General features: G+C 65.9%; 12 protein-coding genes. 3 read left to right on the top strand and 9 right to left on the bottom strand.

Going from position 1 to position 18,751, the window contains the following annotated elements:
- Positions 1 to 21: 21 nt before the first annotated feature.
- The 4 genes from ABIC76_RS09040 to ABIC76_RS09025 form a co-directional block, all read right to left on the bottom strand.
- The gene (locus ABIC76_RS09040; protein WP_354533739.1) at positions 22 to 1,194 is read right to left on the bottom strand and encodes a chromate transporter; all 1,173 of its coding nucleotides are present in this window, start codon (positions 1,192 to 1,194) and stop codon (positions 22 to 24) included.
- Between the two features lie 26 nt (positions 1,195 to 1,220).
- The gene (locus ABIC76_RS09035; protein WP_354533738.1) at positions 1,221 to 2,183 is read right to left on the bottom strand and encodes a chromate resistance protein ChrB domain-containing protein; all 963 of its coding nucleotides are present in this window, start codon (positions 2,181 to 2,183) and stop codon (positions 1,221 to 1,223) included.
- A gap of 54 nt (positions 2,184 to 2,237) precedes the next feature.
- Complete coding sequence (locus tag ABIC76_RS09030; protein ID WP_354533737.1) at positions 2,238 to 3,293, bottom strand: dienelactone hydrolase family protein; 1,056 nt, start codon at positions 3,291 to 3,293, stop codon at positions 2,238 to 2,240.
- A 74-nt stretch (positions 3,294 to 3,367) separates the two neighbouring features.
- Positions 3,368 to 5,449: a TonB-dependent receptor gene (locus ABIC76_RS09025; protein WP_354534204.1), complete on the bottom strand. Its 2,082-nt coding sequence runs from the start codon at positions 5,447 to 5,449 to the stop codon at positions 3,368 to 3,370.
- Positions 5,450 to 6,106: 657 nt separating this feature from the next.
- Here ABIC76_RS09025 and ABIC76_RS09020 point away from each other — a divergent pair.
- The gene (locus tag ABIC76_RS09020) at positions 6,107 to 9,598 is read left to right on the top strand and encodes an autotransporter outer membrane beta-barrel domain-containing protein (protein WP_102064048.1); all 3,492 of its coding nucleotides are present in this window, start codon (positions 6,107 to 6,109) and stop codon (positions 9,596 to 9,598) included.
- A gap of 77 nt (positions 9,599 to 9,675) precedes the next feature.
- Here ABIC76_RS09020 and ABIC76_RS09015 read toward each other — a convergent pair whose 3' ends face one another.
- Together ABIC76_RS09015 and ABIC76_RS09010 are read right to left on the bottom strand one after the other, a co-directional pair.
- Positions 9,676 to 11,049, bottom strand: coding sequence for an ABC transporter ATP-binding protein (locus ABIC76_RS09015; RefSeq protein ID WP_102064047.1), 1,374 nt, complete (start codon positions 11,047 to 11,049; stop codon positions 9,676 to 9,678).
- A 150-nt stretch (positions 11,050 to 11,199) separates the two neighbouring features.
- Complete coding sequence (locus ABIC76_RS09010) at positions 11,200 to 12,984, bottom strand: ABC transporter permease (RefSeq protein WP_027678798.1); 1,785 nt, start codon at positions 12,982 to 12,984, stop codon at positions 11,200 to 11,202.
- 288 nt (positions 12,985 to 13,272) lie between these two features.
- Between ABIC76_RS09010 and ABIC76_RS09005 the strand changes: the two genes are divergently transcribed.
- Both ABIC76_RS09005 and ABIC76_RS09000 read left to right on the top strand, forming a co-directional pair.
- On the top strand, positions 13,273 to 13,560 hold the full coding sequence (locus tag ABIC76_RS09005) for an acylphosphatase (RefSeq protein ID WP_027678799.1): 288 nt from the start codon (positions 13,273 to 13,275) through the stop codon (positions 13,558 to 13,560).
- Between the two features lie 102 nt (positions 13,561 to 13,662).
- A complete protein-coding gene (locus tag ABIC76_RS09000; RefSeq protein ID WP_354533736.1) occupies positions 13,663 to 15,249 on the top strand; it encodes an inorganic phosphate transporter in 1,587 nt (528 codons plus the stop codon).
- Positions 15,250 to 15,332: 83 nt separating this feature from the next.
- Here ABIC76_RS09000 and ppk2 read toward each other — a convergent pair whose 3' ends face one another.
- From ppk2 to ABIC76_RS08985, 3 genes are all read right to left on the bottom strand, one after another.
- Positions 15,333 to 16,235, bottom strand: coding sequence for a polyphosphate kinase 2 (ppk2, locus tag ABIC76_RS08995; RefSeq protein ID WP_027678801.1), 903 nt, complete (start codon positions 16,233 to 16,235; stop codon positions 15,333 to 15,335).
- 140 nt (positions 16,236 to 16,375) lie between these two features.
- On the bottom strand, positions 16,376 to 17,233 hold the full coding sequence (locus tag ABIC76_RS08990) for a 23S rRNA (adenine(2030)-N(6))-methyltransferase RlmJ (RefSeq protein WP_102064043.1): 858 nt from the start codon (positions 17,231 to 17,233) through the stop codon (positions 16,376 to 16,378).
- 60 nt (positions 17,234 to 17,293) lie between these two features.
- Complete coding sequence (locus ABIC76_RS08985; protein WP_354533735.1) at positions 17,294 to 18,727, bottom strand: CoA transferase; 1,434 nt, start codon at positions 18,725 to 18,727, stop codon at positions 17,294 to 17,296.
- Between the last annotated feature and the right edge of the window lie 24 nt (positions 18,728 to 18,751).

Below are 18,751 nucleotides of genomic sequence, written 5' to 3'. Positions count from 1 at the left end.
CCCGCATGAGTGAACCGTGAATCAGTGATGCAGCAACGGATACAGCGCCAGGCCAAGCAATGCGGCCCCCGCCACGATCACCGGTTCGGGCAGCTTCTTGAACTTCACGAGCAGCAGCACCGTCGCCACGGCCAGCAGCGCCGTCGGGACATCGACGATGGAGCGCTTGGCCAGCACGATCACCGCGCCGGTAATGGCGCCCACGGCGGCCGCCGTCACGCCATCCACAAACGCGAGGATGGAGGGCAGCTTGCCGTATTTCTTGAAGTACGGCGCCGGCAGGATGGTGAAGAGGTAGCACGGCAGAAACGTGCCGAGCGCCGCCACGCACGCACCGGGCAGGCCCGCCACCAGGTAGCCGATAAAGCCGACGGTGATGACCACCGGGCCGGGCGTGATCATTGCCACGGCCACCGCGTCGACGAACTGCTTTTCGTTGAGCCAGTGGTGCTCCGTGACCACGCCGCCGTAGAGGAACGGCACGATGGCCAGCCCCGAGCCGAAGACGAATGCACCGGCCTTGGCGAAGAACGCGCCGAGCTGCCACAGCAGCGATGCGTCGATCGTGCTGAGCCAGCCGCTGGCGGCCGCGACCGGGGCAGCCGCGATGGCGTTCGTGCGGCCCTGGCGCAGCCACCGGGGCGGCGCACGCCAGAACCACACCAGCACGCCCGCCGCCAGGAAGAGCCACGCCACCTCCGATTCGGTGATGACCGTCACGGCCGCCAGCAGCAGGTAGATGGCCCACAACAGCTTGTCTTTGCCGACGCTCTTGGTGGTGAGCTTGTGCGCGCTGATGGCGATGATGCCGATCACCGCCGCGCCCACGCCGTAGAACACCGACTGCATCCACGTAAGTCCGCCAAAGCGCGTGTAGGCCCACCCCAGCGCCACCACCATCAGGAACGACGGCAGCACGAACGCAATGCCGACGAGCGTGGCGCCAACGATGCGGTAGTGCACATAGCCGAGGTAGATGGCCAGTTGCGCGGCCAGCGGCCCCGGTGCGAGCTGGGCGAGCGCGAGGCCTTCCTTGTAGTCCGCTTCGGTAATCCACTGGCGGCTGTCCACCAGATCTCGGCGCATGTAGCCGGCCAGCGCGACGGGGCCGCCAAAGCCCAATGCGCCAAGCCGGAGGAAATACAGGAGCAGTTGCCGGAGCGTGTAGGTGGGTTGTTCAGGGGCAATGTTCATGGGTTACCTGCAATGAGCGACAGCGGTCATGGCTTGCGGCTGCCGGAAAAATGCACATACAACGAATCGAGCACACTCCCGATTTCTGCGAGCAGGGCATCGTCATCCGCCACGCGCTTGCGGGCCCCTGCCAGGATGGCTTCGAACCCGCCGGCTTCCGGCGTGGCCGCGCCGCCCACGTCGAGCGCATGCACCATGGCGCCCAGGCGCGCGAGGCCGGCATCGTCGTCGAGCCCAAAGCTGGCGACGAGCACCTCGAACGAAACCCGTTCGCCAACATGCGTGAAGGCGGCACCGTCAAAGTCGAAGCCGAGCGCATCGGCGGGGCAATCGGCCGGGCTGTCGAGCCACAGGAAGCGCGCGTGCGGATCGATGAAGCGGTGGATGAGCCAGGCGCTGGCAACACGGTCCACCCACAGGTGCCGGCGCGTGGCCCACAGGCGGCCCTGGTATTGGGTGCGGTCACGGCGGGGGATGCTGCCCGCGGCGGCGCGCGGTTCGCCCGGCGAGTGTGTGGCTTCGACCGCCGCCGCAAAGTCGCGCCATTGCGCATCGGCACGCACGGTCGCTTCATTGGAGAAGAAGTCGATCTTGCGGATGGCCTCGTAGGCGCGGGCATGGCGGCGCAGCAGCCGGTTGCGCTCGGCGGCGGGCAGGTCGGGTAGCGTCTTGCGCGCTTCAGACAACTCGGCCAGCCACTCGGCGTAGTCAGGCGAGCGGTCGAACAGGGCGCGGTAGGCCGCGTCTTCCGCTGCATCGCCGGCCTGCACGCGCAGCACCCAGGCCTGGCCGTCTTCCTGCAACGTCTCGTCTGCCAGGTCGTTGAGCTGTGCGGCATGCTCGGCACGGGCGGGTAGCAGGTAGACGCCATCGCGCAGCGCCGCACAGCCGATCGCCTTGATGGCGCGCCAGATGCGCATGCGCGCGGTGGCGCGGGCGGTGGGCAGGCTGACGATCAGCAGCAGCCAGGAATCGATGGGGGCGGTCATGATGGCAGCATAGGCGCACGTCATAACCGCTGCAATCTTGTAGAGGTTCCTACATCAGCGCGGCGAGAGGGCCATGGCTTTCGTCAGGAATGCCTTGACGTCGGCCTCGGCGCGTTCGGCTTGCTCCAGGTTGGCGCCGGTGGAAACGCCCCGGACGGTGCAGCGCTTGTAGTCGGCCTCCATGGCCTGCAGGTTGGGGTATTTCTCGCCGCTCTTCAGCCGGTAGTACGCATCGTGCTGCACGTCGATCATGGTCTGCGGGCAATCGCGCGCCGTGGTGGCACCCGGGAAGTACTTGAAGTACGCACGCGTGCTGTCGAAGTCGTGATACGCGCCGGGGTAGACATGCACGTCGACGGTCTGGCCGTCACGCCGCATGACCTCCGCCGCGTTGCGGCAGAGCTGTGCGGGCGTGTAGTCGTCCTTCTCGCCCAGTGCGAGCATCAGCGGGGCGCCGGACAGCGGCGGCGGCGGGATCTCCCACCAGAGCGCCGAGCACCCGGGGTAGAAACCGATAAGCGCGGCAAACCGCGTGTCGTCATCGATGACGCCCTTGCGGAACGCATCGAGCGTCATGTCCAGTGCCACACCGCCGCCGCGCGAAAAACCAATCTGCCCGATGCGCTTCGGGTCGATGCGCGGGTCGGTGCTCAGCAGCTTGAGCGCGAACAGCGCATCGGCGTCATTGGCGGCGGGGTTGAGCTGCGACTGGTTGTCCATCGTGTTGGCAATGCCGCGCGGGCCATACGAATCCACCACGAACGCGGCCATTCCCATCTGGTTGAAGAGCCGCACCCACCGGTCGACGTCTTTCTGCTGCGGCCCGGCGGAGCCATGCGAAATCACCATCGCAGGCACCCGGCCTTGCAGGTTCTCGGGCAGATACAGCGTGCCCCAGATAGGCGTGGGCGTCTTGTCGAACTTGCGATGCACCAGCTCCCATTTGCTCTTGGGCGTGGCGCTGTTGAAGTGAATGCGGCCGGTCGGTTGTGCCGAGAGATCGCTGACGATTTGCTGCGCCGATGCGGGCAGTGCCAACGCCACGGCGGCAACGGTGGTAGCAACAAGGAACAGGTGACGCAACAAGCCGACGGTCGAACGCCTTCTCATGAGGATTCCTGGCGGTGAAGTTGAAGCGCTGATTGTGCCGCGGGGAGACGGCAGGCGCAGCCATCTTTGTCGATCTAGAAATTCCACACCACACCGGCGCGCACGGTGCGGGGCTCGGCGGGATGAATGTGGCGGTCATTGATGCCCGTTGCCACGTCATTGGCATCCAGCGGTGACGCCTCGCCCTTGAGCAGGGATGCGTAGTAGTAGTCGATGTCGTTCACTTGTTTGTTCAGCACATTGAGCACCTCGACGAACACGCGCACGTTCTTCTGCAGCCGGTAGCCCAGCTTGAGGTTGACCAGGAACGACGATGCCGATCGCACGCTGTTGTCTTCAACGAGCGGGCGCGGGCCGAAGTAGCGCAGCCGTGCGCCAAGCATCCACCGGTCGTGCGTCCATGACACGCCGGCCGATGCGGTGGTCTGGATGGCCTCGGGAATGCTGTCGCCTGCCGGGTTGCTGTCGCGAAAGCGCGCACGCGAGAAGGCCGCATCCGCATCGACGATCAGTTCGGGCAGCGGCGTGTAATAGGCCGCGAGTTCCACGCCCGTGCGGCGGCTCGGGCGGCTGGGTTCGGTGGTGCCGGTGTCGCCGGAGAAGACGAGTTCAGAGCCAATATCCAGGCGCCAGAGCGACGCGGAAAGCTGCAGGTTGGGGGCAAGCGCCCGCGTGCGCACGCCGACCTCGTAGCCGGTGGCGGGGACGAGCACCGACACCTTCTGCACCGGGTCTGCGCTCACCGGATCAACGGTGGTGGTCGCGCCGCGCACGTCATTGCTGTGATAGCCCCGGCCCCAGTTCATGAACACATCGGTACGCGCCGTGGGCGACAGCACGACGCTCAGCTTGGGGCTCACGATGTGGTCCGTTCCATTGCCCGAATTGAGCGGGTTGCTGCTGGCGACGCTGTACCAGAACTGATCGGCCCGCACACCGGCGATGGTGCGCAGCCACGGCAGCCACTGCGTGCTGTTGCGCACGTAGAGCGCGGTGCTGGTTTCGTTCACGGTGTCGCTGCGGACCAGCGCGTACGGTTGCCGCGCCTGCGTGTTGGTCAGGCGAATCGGGTCCAGCCGGTCGAAGCGCGTATGCGAGCCGACTTCCGTTTCGCTCTCACGCCCGGCAACGCTGCCCAGCCACGTGCGCGATGCGTTCACGCCCGTGGTGACGCGGTTCTCGAACTGCTCGAACTGGTCGCCTTGCTCGGGGTTGTTAAGCGCGTACGTAAAGTTGGAGAACAGCTGCAGCCGGCTCTTGATGACGTAGGCGTTGGCCTTGAACATGCCATCGGCAAGCGGCCGCAGCCAGTCGGCCGAGAGGCTGTAGCGGGACGCCGCGCCGCCATCGCTCGGGTCGATTGCACCAAAGCGCGGGATCAGCCCTTCATTGATGGCGCGCAACGGCACCTGGTCGGTGGATTGCCACGCGTTCTTGTAGGCCATGCCGGTCACGCTGATGCGCTCGCCGCCGCCCAACGGCACGGTGTAGCGCAGCACGCCATTGAGCTTGTGCACGCCTTCGGGCACGGTCCACGGGCCATTCTCGCCCAGCCATTCGAAGCCATAGAGCAGCGTGCCGGGGCCGACCGTGCTGGCGTTGGCCAGCAGGCCGCGCCGGTAGTTGTGCTCTCCCAGCTCGAGCTGCGCGATGCCCTGCGGCAGATGGCTCACGTAGTCCATGCGCACCGCACCGGCCGCAGAGAAGTCGCCCTCTTCCGCAAAGCTGGTGCCTTTCTTGTAGGCAATGCCGTCGACCAGTTCGGGGATGACGAAGTTCAGATCGGTGTAGCCCTGGCCGTGCGCGTGCGTGCGCATGTTGACCGGCATGCCGGCCACCGTGGTGGCGAGATCCGTTCCGTGGTCGAGGTTGAAGCCGCGCAGGAAGTATTGGTTAGCCTTGCCGTCGCCGCTGTGCTGCGTGACGATCAGGCCGGGCACGCTCTCCAGCAATTCGCCCGGCCGCAGCAGGGGGCGATTCTCCAACTGGGCGCGCGGCACATAGCCTTGGTTGGCGGCCTCGCCCGTCGACGACGCGGCGGCGGCAGAACCACTGGCGGTGACGGCTCCAAGCTGAAATTCAGGCTGCTGCAAACCGCCTGCATGCGCGATGCCTGAATGGCCCCACGTCCAGCACAGGCCCCACAGTGCTCCCATCGACCACGCGTAACGCGCCTGCATACCACGGCCCCCTTTTGCCCCGGATGTTGTTTGCGAAGTGTCATGCAAGGCTCATACCACATGTCGATGGGCGCGGGGTTTAGGGGGATGTGCAAGCAGAAACCAGGTGCCCGTGAAGTGCAAAGCTTTACCGGCGGGATTGGCGTTTGGGTGCGGCATCAATAAAGGCGGTTTCTCAATTCGCTTTGCCACTGTGGAGAAAGACCACTCGTCGTAAACCATGATGGGTGGCGGGTTTTCGCCCGCTTCTTTAAGGAACGAAAACAAAAACCCCGCCTTAGCGATGCTGAAAACAAACACATCCTCAAATCCCGTTGATTTTTACATTCGTTGTACATCGCGATGCACAGCCATTCCTAGAATCACGCCGTCCGCAACACTTCAGAAACAATGCAGTGGGGTCAAGTTGTGCGGACAGGGCTGATGCTCGCCGTCATGAGTTGGTCTGGCAGGTCCACCAAGAAAGACGTGGCAAGGTCGGAGACAACCTCTGCGAGACGATCGGCCCACCGGGGAAGTAGGACTTCAACAAACCATCAACGATAAGAAGGGGAAGTCCGCGCAAATCGCGCTACGTCTGTCCGGGGGGACAGACGTAGCGGCTTCTTTACGCGTGCGCGCGGACGCAAACGTATGTCTACGCCATTGTTCCAGCGCCGCCGCGGGCGGCTTCAGTTTGTCTCCATTGCGCTTGTTGCTTCGCCATTCGCCCTGTTCGGGGCGCTTGCGCATGCAGACTGCACCACCACCGGGCAGACCACCGTCTGCGATAGCGCGGCACCCAATCCAACCACATCCACCATCGGCGCCGGCAACGTGGCGGCGGAAGACAACCGCGTGGTGACGGTGCAGACAGGCAGCACGGTCGCGGTGGGCGACACCAGTGCGATTGCCGTGCGCGACAACGCCAACATCACGGTGCAATCGGGCGCCACCGTGAGCGCAAACGCGGTGTCGACGTCCGGCTTTTATGGCACTGGCGGCAACGCAATCGACTTCCGCAACAACAGCACGCTGACGGTGCAGCAGGGCGGCCAGGTGCTGGCCAACGGCACACAGCTCAGCGGGGAAGCCGTCAACCCGGAAGGCACCGGCAACACCATCGTCAACAACGGCCTGATCAAATCGGCGCATGGGGCCGCCATCTGGTTCCAGAACACCACCGGCGGCAACACGGTCGTCAACAACGCCACGGGCACGATCCAGACCGACGTGGCCAACGGCAACGTGATGGGCGCATCGGGCAACGGGTCGGTGGATTTCACCAACCGCGGCAAGGTGGTCGGCAATCTGATCTTTGCGGGCGGCAACGATGCGCTGCACCTGTACACCGGCTCATCGGTGAGCGGCAGCATCAGCGGCGGCGGTGGCGCAAACGTCATCACACTGAACGGCACGGATAGCGCAACGCTGGGCACCATCACGAACTTCCAGACCCTGCGCAAGCAGGACAGCGGCACGTGGACGCTGTCCAAAACGCTCGCCAGCATGGGCGTGACCAACGCGCAAGTGCAGCAGGGCACGCTGATCGTGCAAGGCAACAACAGCGCCTACACCGGGACGATGCAAGTGGACGCCGGCGGCACGCTGCAAGGCGATGCGCTGGGCGTGACGAAGGCCGTGACGAACAACGGTCTGGTGCGTTTCCAGCAGGATGTGGATGGCAGCTATGCGGGCCAGATCGTCGGCGCAGGTGCGCTGGAAAAAACCGGCACGGGCACGCTCACGCTCGCAGCCGGCAATACGTACAGCGGCGGCACGACCATCACGCAAGGCACCCTCGCCATCGGTGCGGACAGTGCATTGGGCGGCGCGACGGGCGTACTCACACTCAACGGCGGCACGCTGCAACTGACCGGCAACGTGGACGTGGCCGGCACGCGCGCGGTCAGCATCACCAACGCCAACGGCACGATCGATACGCAGGGCTTCACGTCGACCGTGAGTCAGGGCATTTCAGGTGCCGGCGCGCTGACCAAGGCCGGCAGCGGGACGCTGGTGCTGGCGGGCGACAACACGTACCAAGGCGGCACCACCATCGCCGCGGGCACGTTGCAGCTGGGGAATGGCGGTACGTCGGGCAGCGTCGCGGGCGATGTCGTGAATAACGGCACGCTCGCCTTCAATCGCTCCGATACGTACACGTATGGCGGACAGATCTCCGGCACGGGCGCGGTCAATCAGAGCGGTACCGGCACAACGGTCTTGACGAACGATCACACCTATTCGGGCGGCACGACCATCTCGGCAGGCACGCTGCAACTCGGCAATGGCGGCACGTCAGGTTCGATCACGGGCAATGTGGTGGACAACGGCACGCTCGCCTTCAACCGTTCAGACGTGTTCACGTTCGGCGGCACCGTCACCGGCACGGGCGGCATCACGCAGGCCGGTACAGGCACGACCGTGCTGACCGCCAACAACGCCATCCAGGGCAATACCGTGGTGGCCAGCGGGGCGCTCGCCATCGGCGACGCGGCGCATGCCGGCGCAACGCTCGGCGCGTCGGGCTCCAACGCGCCGCAGAACCTGCGCACGATGGCGGCCGGCGGCAGCACGGTGCAGATCGCCGCCAACGCCACGCTGGGCGGCTACGGCACCGTGAACGGCGCTGTCACCAACAACGGCACAGTGGCCGTGGCCGATGCGCTGGCCGCGTTTGCCAACACGGGCAGCGGCAGCCTGACGATCAACGGCGCACTGAGCAACGCCGGTACGGTGCAGATCGGTGGCGCGGGTGTCGGCAACAAGCTGGTAGTCAACGGCAACTATGTCGGCAACGGTGGCGTGCTGGCCATCAACACCAAGCTGGGCGCCGACAACTCGCCGACCGACAAGCTCGTCATCTCGGGCGGCACGGCCAGCGGCAATACGGCGGTGCGCGTGACCAACGCCGGCGGCGCGGGTGCGAAAACGACGGGCGATGGCATTGAAGTCGTCAGCGCCATCAACGGCGCAACCACGCAGGCCAATGCCTTTGCGCTCGCCAACCGTGTCGTGGCCGGCCCGTATGAGTACACGTTGCAACGCGGTGGCTCCGCCAGCGCCGACAGCTGGTATCTGCGCACCCTGCAAACCTCAACCCAGGGCACCGGCGGCGGCACGACGGGCACCGGTACGGGCACAGGCACTACGCAGCCGGCACTGCGTCCGGAGGTGTCGCTCTACACCGCCATTCCGCAACTGACGCTGCTCTACGGCCGCGCGCTGCTCGATACGCTGCACGAACGCGTGGGGGAGGAGAGCAACCAGGCCGCCGCACCGGCAGGCACCTCACCCGTGCTGCGCACCGGCTGGGCACGCGTGATCGCCCAGAAGGGCAGCCGCATGTCGGACGGCAACGGTGTCTACGGCAACCAGGGCCCTGCGTTCAGCTATGACTTTGGCGGCGTGCAGTTCGGCGCCGATGTCTACCAGCGCCAGCGCGAAGACGGCAGCCACGACCACGCCGGCGGCTACTTCGCCACCGGCCGCATCGCGGCAGACGTCACGCACGCGGATGGCGCAGACGCGGGCCGCGACACCGTCAACGCCAACACGGTCGGCCTGTACTGGACGCACTTCGGCCCGTCGGGCTGGTACCTGGATGGCGTGGTGCAGGGCACGCGCTACGACGCTGATGCGTCCCCGCATGGCGTGAACGGTTTGAAGACACACGCGCTCGGTTACGCCGCATCGCTGGAGGCCGGCTACCCGATCGCGCTGTCGCCGCAATGGCGTGTCGAGCCGCAGGCGCAGCTCGTGTATCAGCGTGCCGCGTTTGCCGATGCCAACGACGGTGCCGCCGACGTGCGCTTCAACTCGGTGAACTCGATGCTGGGCCGGCTTGGCGTGCGCGTGAGCAAGCGCTGGGGCGAATCGCCGGAGCGTCAGCACACCGCATGGGTGCGCGCCAACGTATGGCACGAGTTCCGCGGCCAGACGGGCACGCAGATGTCGTCGCCGGACGGCGGCTTCGTGCCGTTCACCGCGCAACTGCCGAGCACCACGCTGGAGCTGACGGGTGGCCTGACGGCGCAGGTGGCGAAGAACGGCGTGTTCTATGCCAGCGTCGGCTATCAGGTCAGCGCGGACCGTCGCCTGCATGGGGTGAATGGCAAGGCGGGGGTGCGTTGGGGGTGGTGATGGAACATCGCTGTTCCTGCGCGTGAAAGAAAAAGAGCCGCTTCATGCGGCTCTTTTTTCATGTCGACCTCGCGCGCTTACGCCGCGTGATCCCCACCTTCCTGCGCCTCACGCTCTTCGCGTTCCTCGCGCTCTTCACGGGGCAGGGTCAGCATGCCGGTGTTGTAGACGTACTCATACACCTCGCCGTAACGGCCCCATTCGATGCCGATCTTCAGCACGCGCTCGGCCTCTTCGGGCTTGAGGTACGCCTCCAGCTCGCGCAGCACGTGCTCTTCGCGGATCTCGCCGTCTTCGTTGGCTTCCAGCTCGGCGCGGATGTGCGCGGCCAGGGCCACGCGCTCCAGCAGCTTCTGGCCGAACAGCACCTTGCGCTCGGGCGGTTCGGTTTCCATGTAGGTCTTGCCGAACGGCGTGACGATGATGTCGCCGCGCTCGATGGTGGCCAGTTGCAGCAGGGACAGTGCTTCGCACGCGGGCAGCAGGTCGTCGTCGGTCACGCCGGCTTCTTCTGCCAGGTGCGGCAGGTCGGCGCGGCCGTTGAACGGCGCTTCGACCAGCAAGTCCAGAATGGCCTCCATCTGGCCGATCTCGGCGTCGGGCAGGCGGTAGGCAAGCTGCTCGGCGGCGGGCTCCACGCCTACATGCACGCCCACGCGCTGCGGCGAGGTCATCAGCCCATACACCTCGTCGATGAGGTTGCGCACGGCGGCGGAATCGCGGTTGCGCGGGCGCGGGAACGGCACGCGCACCTCGGCGCGGATGCGCCCCGGATCGCTCGACAGGATGACGATGCGGTCCGCCATCATCACCGCCTCTTCGATGTTGTGCGAAACGATGAGGATGCTCTTGATGTTGGTGCGGCGGTCTTCCCACAGGTCGAGCATTTCGTCGCGCAGGTTCTCGCCGGTCAGCACGTCGAGCGCGGAGAACGCTTCGTCCATCAGCAGCAGGTCGGGCTCGGTGACGAGCGCGCGCGCAATGCCCACGCGCTGGCGCATGCCGCCCGAGAGTTCGCGCGGCAGGGCGCTGTTGAAGCCCGACAGGCCGATCAGGTCGATGGCCTGTTCGGCGCGCTCTTCGCGCTCGGCCTTGGGCACGCCTTGCGCCTCCAGGCCCAGCTCCACGTTCTGCTGCACCGTCAGCCACGGAAACAGCGCAAACGACTGGAACACCATCGCAATGCCCTGCACGGGGCCGGTGTACTCGCGCCCGCGAAACAGCACCTGCCCGCGATCGGCGCGCACAAGGCCCGCCATGATGCGCAGCAACGTCGACTTGCCCGAGCCCGATTTGCCCAGCATGGCGACGATCTCGCCCTGGCGCAGGTTAAGGTCCACGCCTTCGAGCACGGCGCGGTCGGTGTGGTCTGCGGTGCGGAAGATCTTCGAGACGCCGCGCAGCTCCATGACGCTTTCAGCGTGCTGGCTATGGGTGCTGGTGGTAACCATGTGTGTTCTCAGCTAAATAAGTCGTCTTAGAACATGCTCAAGATCCGTAGCGAGCGCCCCGAGGTTGGCCCGAGACGCGCAGCCGTACATGAGTACGGCGAGCATCGCAGGGTCAAGATCGGGGTGCGCAGTAGGATCATGAGCATGTTCTTACAGGCGGGTGCGCTCTTGCGCGATGTCATACAGGCGGTTCCACAGCAGCCGGTTGAAGCCGACCACGAACAGGCTCATCACGGCAATCCCCAGTGCAATGCGCGGGAAGTCGCCCTTGGCCGTCATCTCGGCGATGTAGCTGCCCAGGCCCGTCGCCACCAGCGTGCGGTCACCCCACGACACGTATTCGGAGACGATGCTGGCGTTCCACGAGCCGCCGGCGGCCGTCACCAGACCGGTCAGCAGGTTGGGGAACACGGCGGGGATGAGGAAACGCTTCCACAGCAGCCAGCCGCGCAGGCCGAAGTTGCGGGCGGCCAGTTTGAGTTCGGTCGGGATGGCCGACGCGCCGGCAATCACGTTGAACAGGATGTACCACTGCGTACCGAAAATCATCAGCGGGCTCAACCAGATTTCCGGGTTGAGCGCGAAGCGCGCGATGAGCATCACCGCCAGCGGGAACATCAGGTTGGCCGGGAACGCCGCCAGGAACTGCGCCACTGGCTGGGCGATGCGCGCCACGTTCGGGTTCAGGCCGATGCGGATGCCGATCGGCACCCACACGAGCGCGGCCAGCGCAATCAGCAGGATCACACGCACCATGGTCAGGAAGCCGAGCCAGAAGACGTGGCCGACCTCAGCCCAGCCCACCTCGGAGCGCACGAACTGCAGCACGTGCGCCACCGCCATCAGCGCGGCCAGGATGATGACGACATCGGCGATGCGGTGCGACCACGGGAAGCGCGGCAGGAATCCGTTGCCGGGGGCCGCGGTGGGCCGCGTACGCTCGGCACCCCAGGACAGCGTGCGTTCGGCCAGGGCGGCGGTGCGCTCCAGCAGCGCCTTGACCCACTCGGAGCGGCGCAGCAGGTCCAGCAGCCACGATTGCGGCTCGCGCTCCGACGACATCGAGTCGAAGCGGAAGCGGTCTGCCCAGGCAATCAGCGGGCGGAACAGCAGTTGGTCGTACAGGATGATGCCGATCAGCATGGCCAGGATGGCCCAGCCGATGGCGGGCAGGTTCTGCTGCTGGATCGCCAGGGAAATGTACGAGCCGATGCCCGGCAGCTTGATGTCGTGGCCCGAGACCGAGATGGCTTCCGACGCCACCACGAAGAACCAGCCGCCCGACATCGACATCATCATGTTCCACAGCAGGCCCGGCATGGCGAACGGCACTTCCAGGCGCCAGAAGCGCTGCCACTTCGACAGGCGGAACACCGTGGCCGCCTCTTCCAGGTCGGTCGGGATGGTGCGGAACGATTGGTACAACGAGAACGCCATGTTCCACGCCTGTGACGTGAAGATGGCGAAGATGGCCGCGCATTCCACGCCGACGAGGTTGCCCGGAAACAGCGCAATGAAGCCCGTCACCGTGATCGACAGGAAACCCAGCACCGGAATCGATTGCAGGATGTCGAGCGCCGGCACCATCACCTTTTCGGCGGTACGGTTCTTGGACGCAATGGCGGCAAACGCAAAGGAGAACGCCAGCGACGCGCCCAGCGCCAGCAGCATGCGGATGCTGGTGCGCAGCAGGTAATAGGGCAGTTCAATGACGTCGAGGCTGACGTCCAGGTGTTCGCCCGGCGTGTAGGGCACGTTCATCTGCTTGGCGGCGTAGGCCACGAGCACGATGGCGGCCAGGATGATCGGCAGGAGGGCGAGGTCAAACCGGTTGGGCGGCGCCGTCAGCAGGTTGCCGAAGTTGACGCCAAGGTTGGTACCGAAGGTGGTACCCAAGCGGCCCCGGATGGTGGTTTCGTTGTCGTTCTGCTGCATCTTGGATAACCGGGACGGAAACCGCGGACGAAATTCGGGCGCCTCAAGGCCTGGGGCCGAGACGCAATACATGGCATGGCGGATGACGGGGCTGGGCGCAGTGCTTTGCGCAAGCGTTGCTTGGCACCCGGCGGCAAGCCGCCTAGTTTACCTTGCGTAACGTCAGAGCCCGCCGCGCGGTTGTCAGTCTGACGACGTCACATTCCAGAAATGTGACAGAGATGCGACAGCGTCGGTTTGTCATGTTTTACCCAACACATCTCCTGCCGTTTGCTCCGGAGGCCTGCCATGTCCGCCATTGCGCAAGTGATCGTTACCGTACAGGGCCGGGTGCAGGGTGTCGGCTACCGCGCCGCATGTGCCGACCACGCCCGCCTGCTCGGCCTGCGCGGCTGGGTACGCAACCGCCGCGATGGGGCGGTCGAAGCGTTCCTGGCCGGCCCCGAGGCCAATGTGCTCAGCATGCGCGAATGGATGTGGGAAGGGCCGGACAGCGCGCACGTTACGCAGCTGGACGTCGCCACGGGCGACCATGAGGCGCCGGGGCCCGGCTTCGAGATCCGCCCCACCGTGTAATGTCCAGCAATCAACGGACACGGATTCGACACGAAACCGTCACCTACCGCACAAGCTCGACTCCTAGAATCGGTCACCCAGCCCCCTTCCTGGTGACCCGTCATGTCGCATCCCCTCTCCGTCCAGCCCGGGGCCGTGCCCGGGCGCTTCCGCAACCTTGGTATTGCAGCCTTCCTGCTGATGCTGGCGGGTGGCGCCGCCTACGTGGTGAGCCATCTGGTGACCGATCTGGAAGGCGTGTCCACCAGTTCGGCGTTGCCGTTCGTGCTGCTGGGCATTGCGCTGCTGATCGCGCTCGGCTTCGAGTTCGTCAACGGGTTTCATGACACGGCCAATGCGGTGGCCACGGTCATCTACACGCATTCGCTGTCGCCGCACCTGGCGGTGGTGTGGTCGGGTGTGTGGAATTTTGCGGGCGTGATGGTGTCCAGCGGGGCCGTGGCCTTCGGCATCCTGCAACTGCTGCCGGTGGAGCTGATCCTGCAGGTGGGCAGCCACTCGGGCTTTGCGATGGTGTTTGCGCTGCTGATCGCGGCCATCATCTGGAACCTGGCGACCTGGTATCTGGGGCTGCCGTCTTCCAGCTCGCACACGCTCATCGGTTCGATCATCGGCGTGGGCCTGATGAACCAGCTCCTGCACGGCGCCAACGGCACGAGTGGCGTGGACTGGAGCCAGGCGCTGGGCGTGGGCAAGTCGCTGCTGTTTTCGCCCATCATTGGTTTTCTGCTGGCGGGGCTGCTGCTGTGGGTGCTGAAGGCGGCGGTGCGCGTGCCCGCCCTCTATGCCGAGCCCGAGGGCAACCAGCCGCCGCCGTTCTGGATTCGCGCGCTGCTCATCCTCACGTGCACGGGCGTGTCGTTCGCGCATGGCTCCAACGACGGGCAGAAGGGCATGGGCCTGATCATGCTGATCCTGATCGGCACGGTGCCCACCGTCTACGCGCTCAATCGCGCCGTCACCCCGGCCGAGACGCAGACCTTCCTGGCCGTGTCGCATCAGACTGCCGCCACCTTCGGCAAGTACACCAACGGGGTGGCGCCGTCGGCCAATCCGCGCGCCGATGTGGAGGCCTATGTACAGAAGCGCGTGCTGACGCCGGCCACGCTGCCGGCCGTGCAGGCGTTGACGAACAGCATCGCCGCGCAGGTCGGCGAGACGGGCTCGATTGCCGCCGTGCCGCAGAACGAAGTGGATAACGTGCGCAACAACATGTACCTGGCGTCCGAGGCCATCCGCCTGCTCAAGAAGAGCGGCCAACCCGCCATTGCCAAGGACGACCAGGCCGTCATCGACAACTACAAGCAGCAGCTTGACCACGCTACGAAGTTCATCCCCACGTGGGTGAAGGTGGCCGTGGCGATTGCACTGGGCCTGGGCACGATGGTGGGCTGGAAGCGCATCGTCATCACCGTGGGCGAAAAGATCGGCAAGCAGCACCTGACGTACGGGCAGGGCGCGTCGGCCGAACTGGTGGCCATGGTGACGATCGGCGCGGCCGATGCATATGGCCTGCCGGTATCGACCACGCATGTGCTGTCGTCGGGCGTGGCGGGCACGATGGCGGCCAACGGCTCAGGGCTGCAGTGGAATACCGTGCGCAGCCTGCTGCTGGCCTGGGTACTGACGCTGCCCGCATCGATCGTGCTGGCGGGTGGCTTGTACTGGCTGTTCCGCGCGATCTTCTGAATACCTGAACGCGCGCATTGAACGAAAAGGGCGACCGCGCAGGCCGCCCTTTTTTTTGTTTCTCCGATGGCGTTGCCGCCGGTTCAGTACACGTTCGGCACGATCATGTCTTCCGGCACCGGGTGGCGGATGTACTCCGCATGGTGCACGCGCTCGGGCAGCAGCACCGGCGGATGCGGCACCGGGTGGTAAGGCACCTGCCCCAGCAGATGGTGGATGCAGTTCAGGCGCGCGCGCTTCTTGTCGTCGGCCAGCACGACCCACCACGGCGATTCGGGAATGTGCGAGCGCTCGAGCATCGCCTCCTTGGCCTGCGTATAGGCCTCCCAGCGGCGGCGGCTCTCCAGGTCCATCGGGCTCAGCTTCCACTGCTTGAGCGGATCGTCGATGCGGCTCTGGAACCGCACTTCCTGCTCTTCATCCGTCACCGAGAACCAGTACTTGACGATCTGGATGCCCGAGCGCACGAGCATCTTTTCGAACTCGGGCACGGAGCGGAAGAACTCTTCGTATTCCTCGTCGGTGCAGAAGCCCATCACGCGTTCGACGCCGGCGCGGTTGTACCAGCTGCGATCGAACAGGACGATCTCGCCGGCGGCGGGCAGATGCGCCACGTAGCGCTGGAAATACCACTGCGTGCGTTCGCGGTTGGTGGGCGCCGGCAGCGCGGCCACGCGGCACACGCGCGGGTTCAGCCGCTGCGTGATGCGCTTGATGGCGCCGCCCTTGCCGGCGGCATCACGGCCTTCGAAGATCACCACCAGCCGGTGGCCGGTCTCGATCACCCAGTCCTGCAGCTTGACGAGTTCGCCTTGCAGGCGGAACAGCTCGCGGAAGTACATGCGCCGCGTTTCGCGCGCTTCCTCGCTGATGCCCTCGCCGCCGCCGAGCAGGTGGTCGTCGATTTCCATCTCCAGCTCCTCGTCCAGCGTGTCGAGGAGGTCTTCCTGCAGGCGCGCCTGCCGGGCTGCGTCGCGTTCGCTCATGGTGTGTTGCTCCTGCCGATCTTGCCGAGAGTGCCGAGAGGGGCGCTGCGCACGGACAGCGCAGTGCAAGTCTAAGCCCGACTAGGTAGCACGGGCATGTGGCAGGGGAGTGACATGTGGGCGTCACGCCGCCCAAAGGCTCAACTGGATTCGCCTTCCAGCATGAACTTGGCGCCGTCGTCCTGGCCGAGCAGGCGCACCAGCGTGGGCATGGCTTCCTGCAGCTGTGCCTTGAGCGTCCACGGCGGGTTGACGATGAACATGCCGCTGCCGTGCAGGCCCAGGCCGCCCTCGACCGGGTGCTTGACCGTGAGCGTGACGTGCAGCCAGTCGGTCGGCCGCAACTGCTTCAGGCGCGAAGGAAACTGCGCGGCTTCGCGCCGCTGCACGAGCGGATACCAGATCGCATACATGCCGGTGGCAAAGCGCTGCAGGCTGTCTTGCAGGGCCTGCACGGTGCGGGCGTAGTCCTGCTTGTCTTCGAATGACGGATCGATCAGCACCAGCGCACGGCGCGGCGGCGGCGGCAGGATCGCCTTGATGCCGGCAAAGCCATCGCCGTCGTACAGCATGACCTTGCGGCCTGCACCGCGAAAGTTGTTGGACAGCACCTTGATTTCTGAGCTGTGCAGCTCGAACAGGCGCAGGCGATCGGCGTCGCGCAGCATCTGCCACGCCAACCACGGCGAGCCGGGGTAGTGCCTCAGTTCACCGTTGGGATTCAGTTCGCGCACCTGGTCGAGGTACGCATCGAGCAACGGCGGCAGCGTTTCACCGCCTTCGGCCGCGCGCCACAAGGGGCCAATGCCGGTATCGAACTCGGCCTTCTTCTGCGCCCATTCGTGGTCCAGCGCGTAGAGGCCGGCACCGGCGTGCGTGTCGATGTACCAGAACGGCTTGTCCTTCTGCGTGAGGTAATCGAGCATCTGCACAAGCACGGCGTGCTTGAGGACATCGGCGTGATTGCCGGCGTGGAAGGCGTGACGGTAACTGAGCATCGGCGGGCCATGTGCGCCCGGAGTATCAGGCGCGGGCAGAGAAAACGGTAGGCGCGAATCCTACCACCGCGCGGGATGCGTCCCCAGCGGCACGCTGGGCAGCGCCCAGTGCGGAGGCGTCTCGGAAAGCTGCCCCGCGTGGCGCAGCGCGGTGAGCGCGCCAAAGCCGGACGGTGACGTTTCCACATACGCGCCGATCTCTTCATAGCGCGGGTCGGCCGCATCGAACCCGTTGACCATGCGGCCCAAGCTGCGCAGCCAATGCGCCGTCTGCGCGAGCGACACACGCACGTGCCAGCTGCCGCCTTCGGTCATGCGGCGTGCGAGCGCGGTCATTGCGCCAGCCGCCATCAGGTAGCCAGCGCCGTGGTCGAGCGCCTGTGCGGGCAGCGGACGCGGCTTGGCCTCGCCGGCGGCCTGCGCTTCGGCCCAGTTGAAACCGCTGGCGGTCTGCACGAGCGAATCGAAGCCTCGTCGATTGGCCCAGGGGCCGTCGTAACCGTACGCGCACAGGCTGACGTAGACGATACCGGGGCGCAGCGCAGCGACCTGCTCCGGACCAAACTGCAGCGCCGCCAGGCCACCGGGCCGATAACCCTGCACGAAGATATCGGCGTCGCGCAGCAACGTGCGGAGTTGGCCGGCACCGGCTGCATCGCGCAGGTCGAGCTGCGCGGAGCGCTTGCCGCGCCCGGTGTCGATCACCAGCGGTGGGATCGCCGGCAGATGCGGCCCCGTGACGAGCAGCACGTCGGCCCCATGCGCTGCGAGCGTCCGGCCGCAGACGGGGCCTGCAATCACGCGCGTGAGGTCCAGCACGCGCACGCCCGAAAGCGGACGGCCGTCGGCATGCGCCGGCAGCGGCTGCGGTGGCGCATCGCCCATGCGTTCGATCGTCATCAGCGGCTGGCTTGCGACGGCGATGCCTTGCGGGTGCGCGTCCCACTCTTCAAACGTGCGCGCGGCGGTGACGACCATGCCCGCTTGCGCGGCTGCTTCCTCAAACGCCTCTGCGTTCCATTGGTTCAGCGCGGCGGCCACGGCGGCCCGGTCATACGCACAGCCGAGCAGCTTCAGCACACCGTCACGGTGATGCGCAAAGTTGGTGTGCAGGCGCACCCAGCGGCCATCGCCGCAGCGGTAGAGCCCGGCGATCTTGTCCCACGGTTCGGGCGGCAACTGGCCTTCGACACGGAAGTAGCGCTCGGAGCGGAATTCCAGCGCGGCGTGATGCATGTCGACAGATACGGTTTGCTGGCGCCCGCTACGCAACGTGTCGACCTGCGCGGCCGCGAGTGCAGCAGCGGCAATGGTGCTCTGCGCCAGCGTGCCCACCGCAAACGACGACGGCAGCGCCGGCTCGGCGCCCGTGAGTGTGGCACGCGACAGCACATCGGCCGGCTGGCCGAGCACGGTCCACAACTGGCCGAGTGCGTCGGTAGGGCTGACAGTCTGCATGGAAGGATCAACCACATCAGCAACGGGTGACGGCATGGCGGGGCTCCGCAAGCAAGGTGC

Origin of the sequence: Ralstonia sp. 1138, from assembly GCF_040544795.1 — a bacterium.
GTDB lineage: Bacteria > Pseudomonadota > Gammaproteobacteria > Burkholderiales > Burkholderiaceae > Ralstonia > Ralstonia flatus.
The sequence above is the reverse complement of the archived record's forward strand: the minus strand, read 5'-3'. Positions and strand labels throughout refer to the sequence as shown.

What these genes read in the sequence shown, in the direction of transcription:
- ABIC76_RS08985 (WP_354533735.1), bottom strand. Translation starts at nt 18,727, where the DNA reads ATGCCGTCACCCGTTGCTGATGTGGTTGATCCTTCCATGCAGACTGTC.
- ppk2 (WP_027678801.1), bottom strand. Translation starts at nt 16,235, where the DNA reads ATGAGCGAACGCGACGCAGCCCGGCAGGCGCGCCTGCAGGAAGACCTC.
- ABIC76_RS09000 (WP_354533736.1), top strand. Translation starts at nt 13,663, where the DNA reads ATGTCGCATCCCCTCTCCGTCCAGCCCGGGGCCGTGCCCGGGCGCTTC.
- ABIC76_RS09030 (WP_354533737.1), bottom strand. Translation starts at nt 3,293, where the DNA reads ATGAGAAGGCGTTCGACCGTCGGCTTGTTGCGTCACCTGTTCCTTGTT.
- ABIC76_RS09015 (WP_102064047.1), bottom strand. Translation starts at nt 11,049, where the DNA reads ATGGTTACCACCAGCACCCATAGCCAGCACGCTGAAAGCGTCATGGAG.
- ABIC76_RS08990 (WP_102064043.1), bottom strand. Translation starts at nt 17,233, where the DNA reads ATGCTCAGTTACCGTCACGCCTTCCACGCCGGCAATCACGCCGATGTC.
- ABIC76_RS09020 (WP_102064048.1), top strand. Translation starts at nt 6,107, where the DNA reads ATGTCTACGCCATTGTTCCAGCGCCGCCGCGGGCGGCTTCAGTTTGTC.
- ABIC76_RS09040 (WP_354533739.1), bottom strand. Translation starts at nt 1,194, where the DNA reads ATGAACATTGCCCCTGAACAACCCACCTACACGCTCCGGCAACTGCTC.
- ABIC76_RS09005 (WP_027678799.1), top strand. Translation starts at nt 13,273, where the DNA reads ATGTCCGCCATTGCGCAAGTGATCGTTACCGTACAGGGCCGGGTGCAG.
- ABIC76_RS09010 (WP_027678798.1), bottom strand. Translation starts at nt 12,984, where the DNA reads ATGCAGCAGAACGACAACGAAACCACCATCCGGGGCCGCTTGGGTACC.
- ABIC76_RS09035 (WP_354533738.1), bottom strand. Translation starts at nt 2,183, where the DNA reads ATGACCGCCCCCATCGATTCCTGGCTGCTGCTGATCGTCAGCCTGCCC.
- ABIC76_RS09025 (WP_354534204.1), bottom strand. Translation starts at nt 5,449, where the DNA reads ATGGGAGCACTGTGGGGCCTGTGCTGGACGTGGGGCCATTCAGGCATC.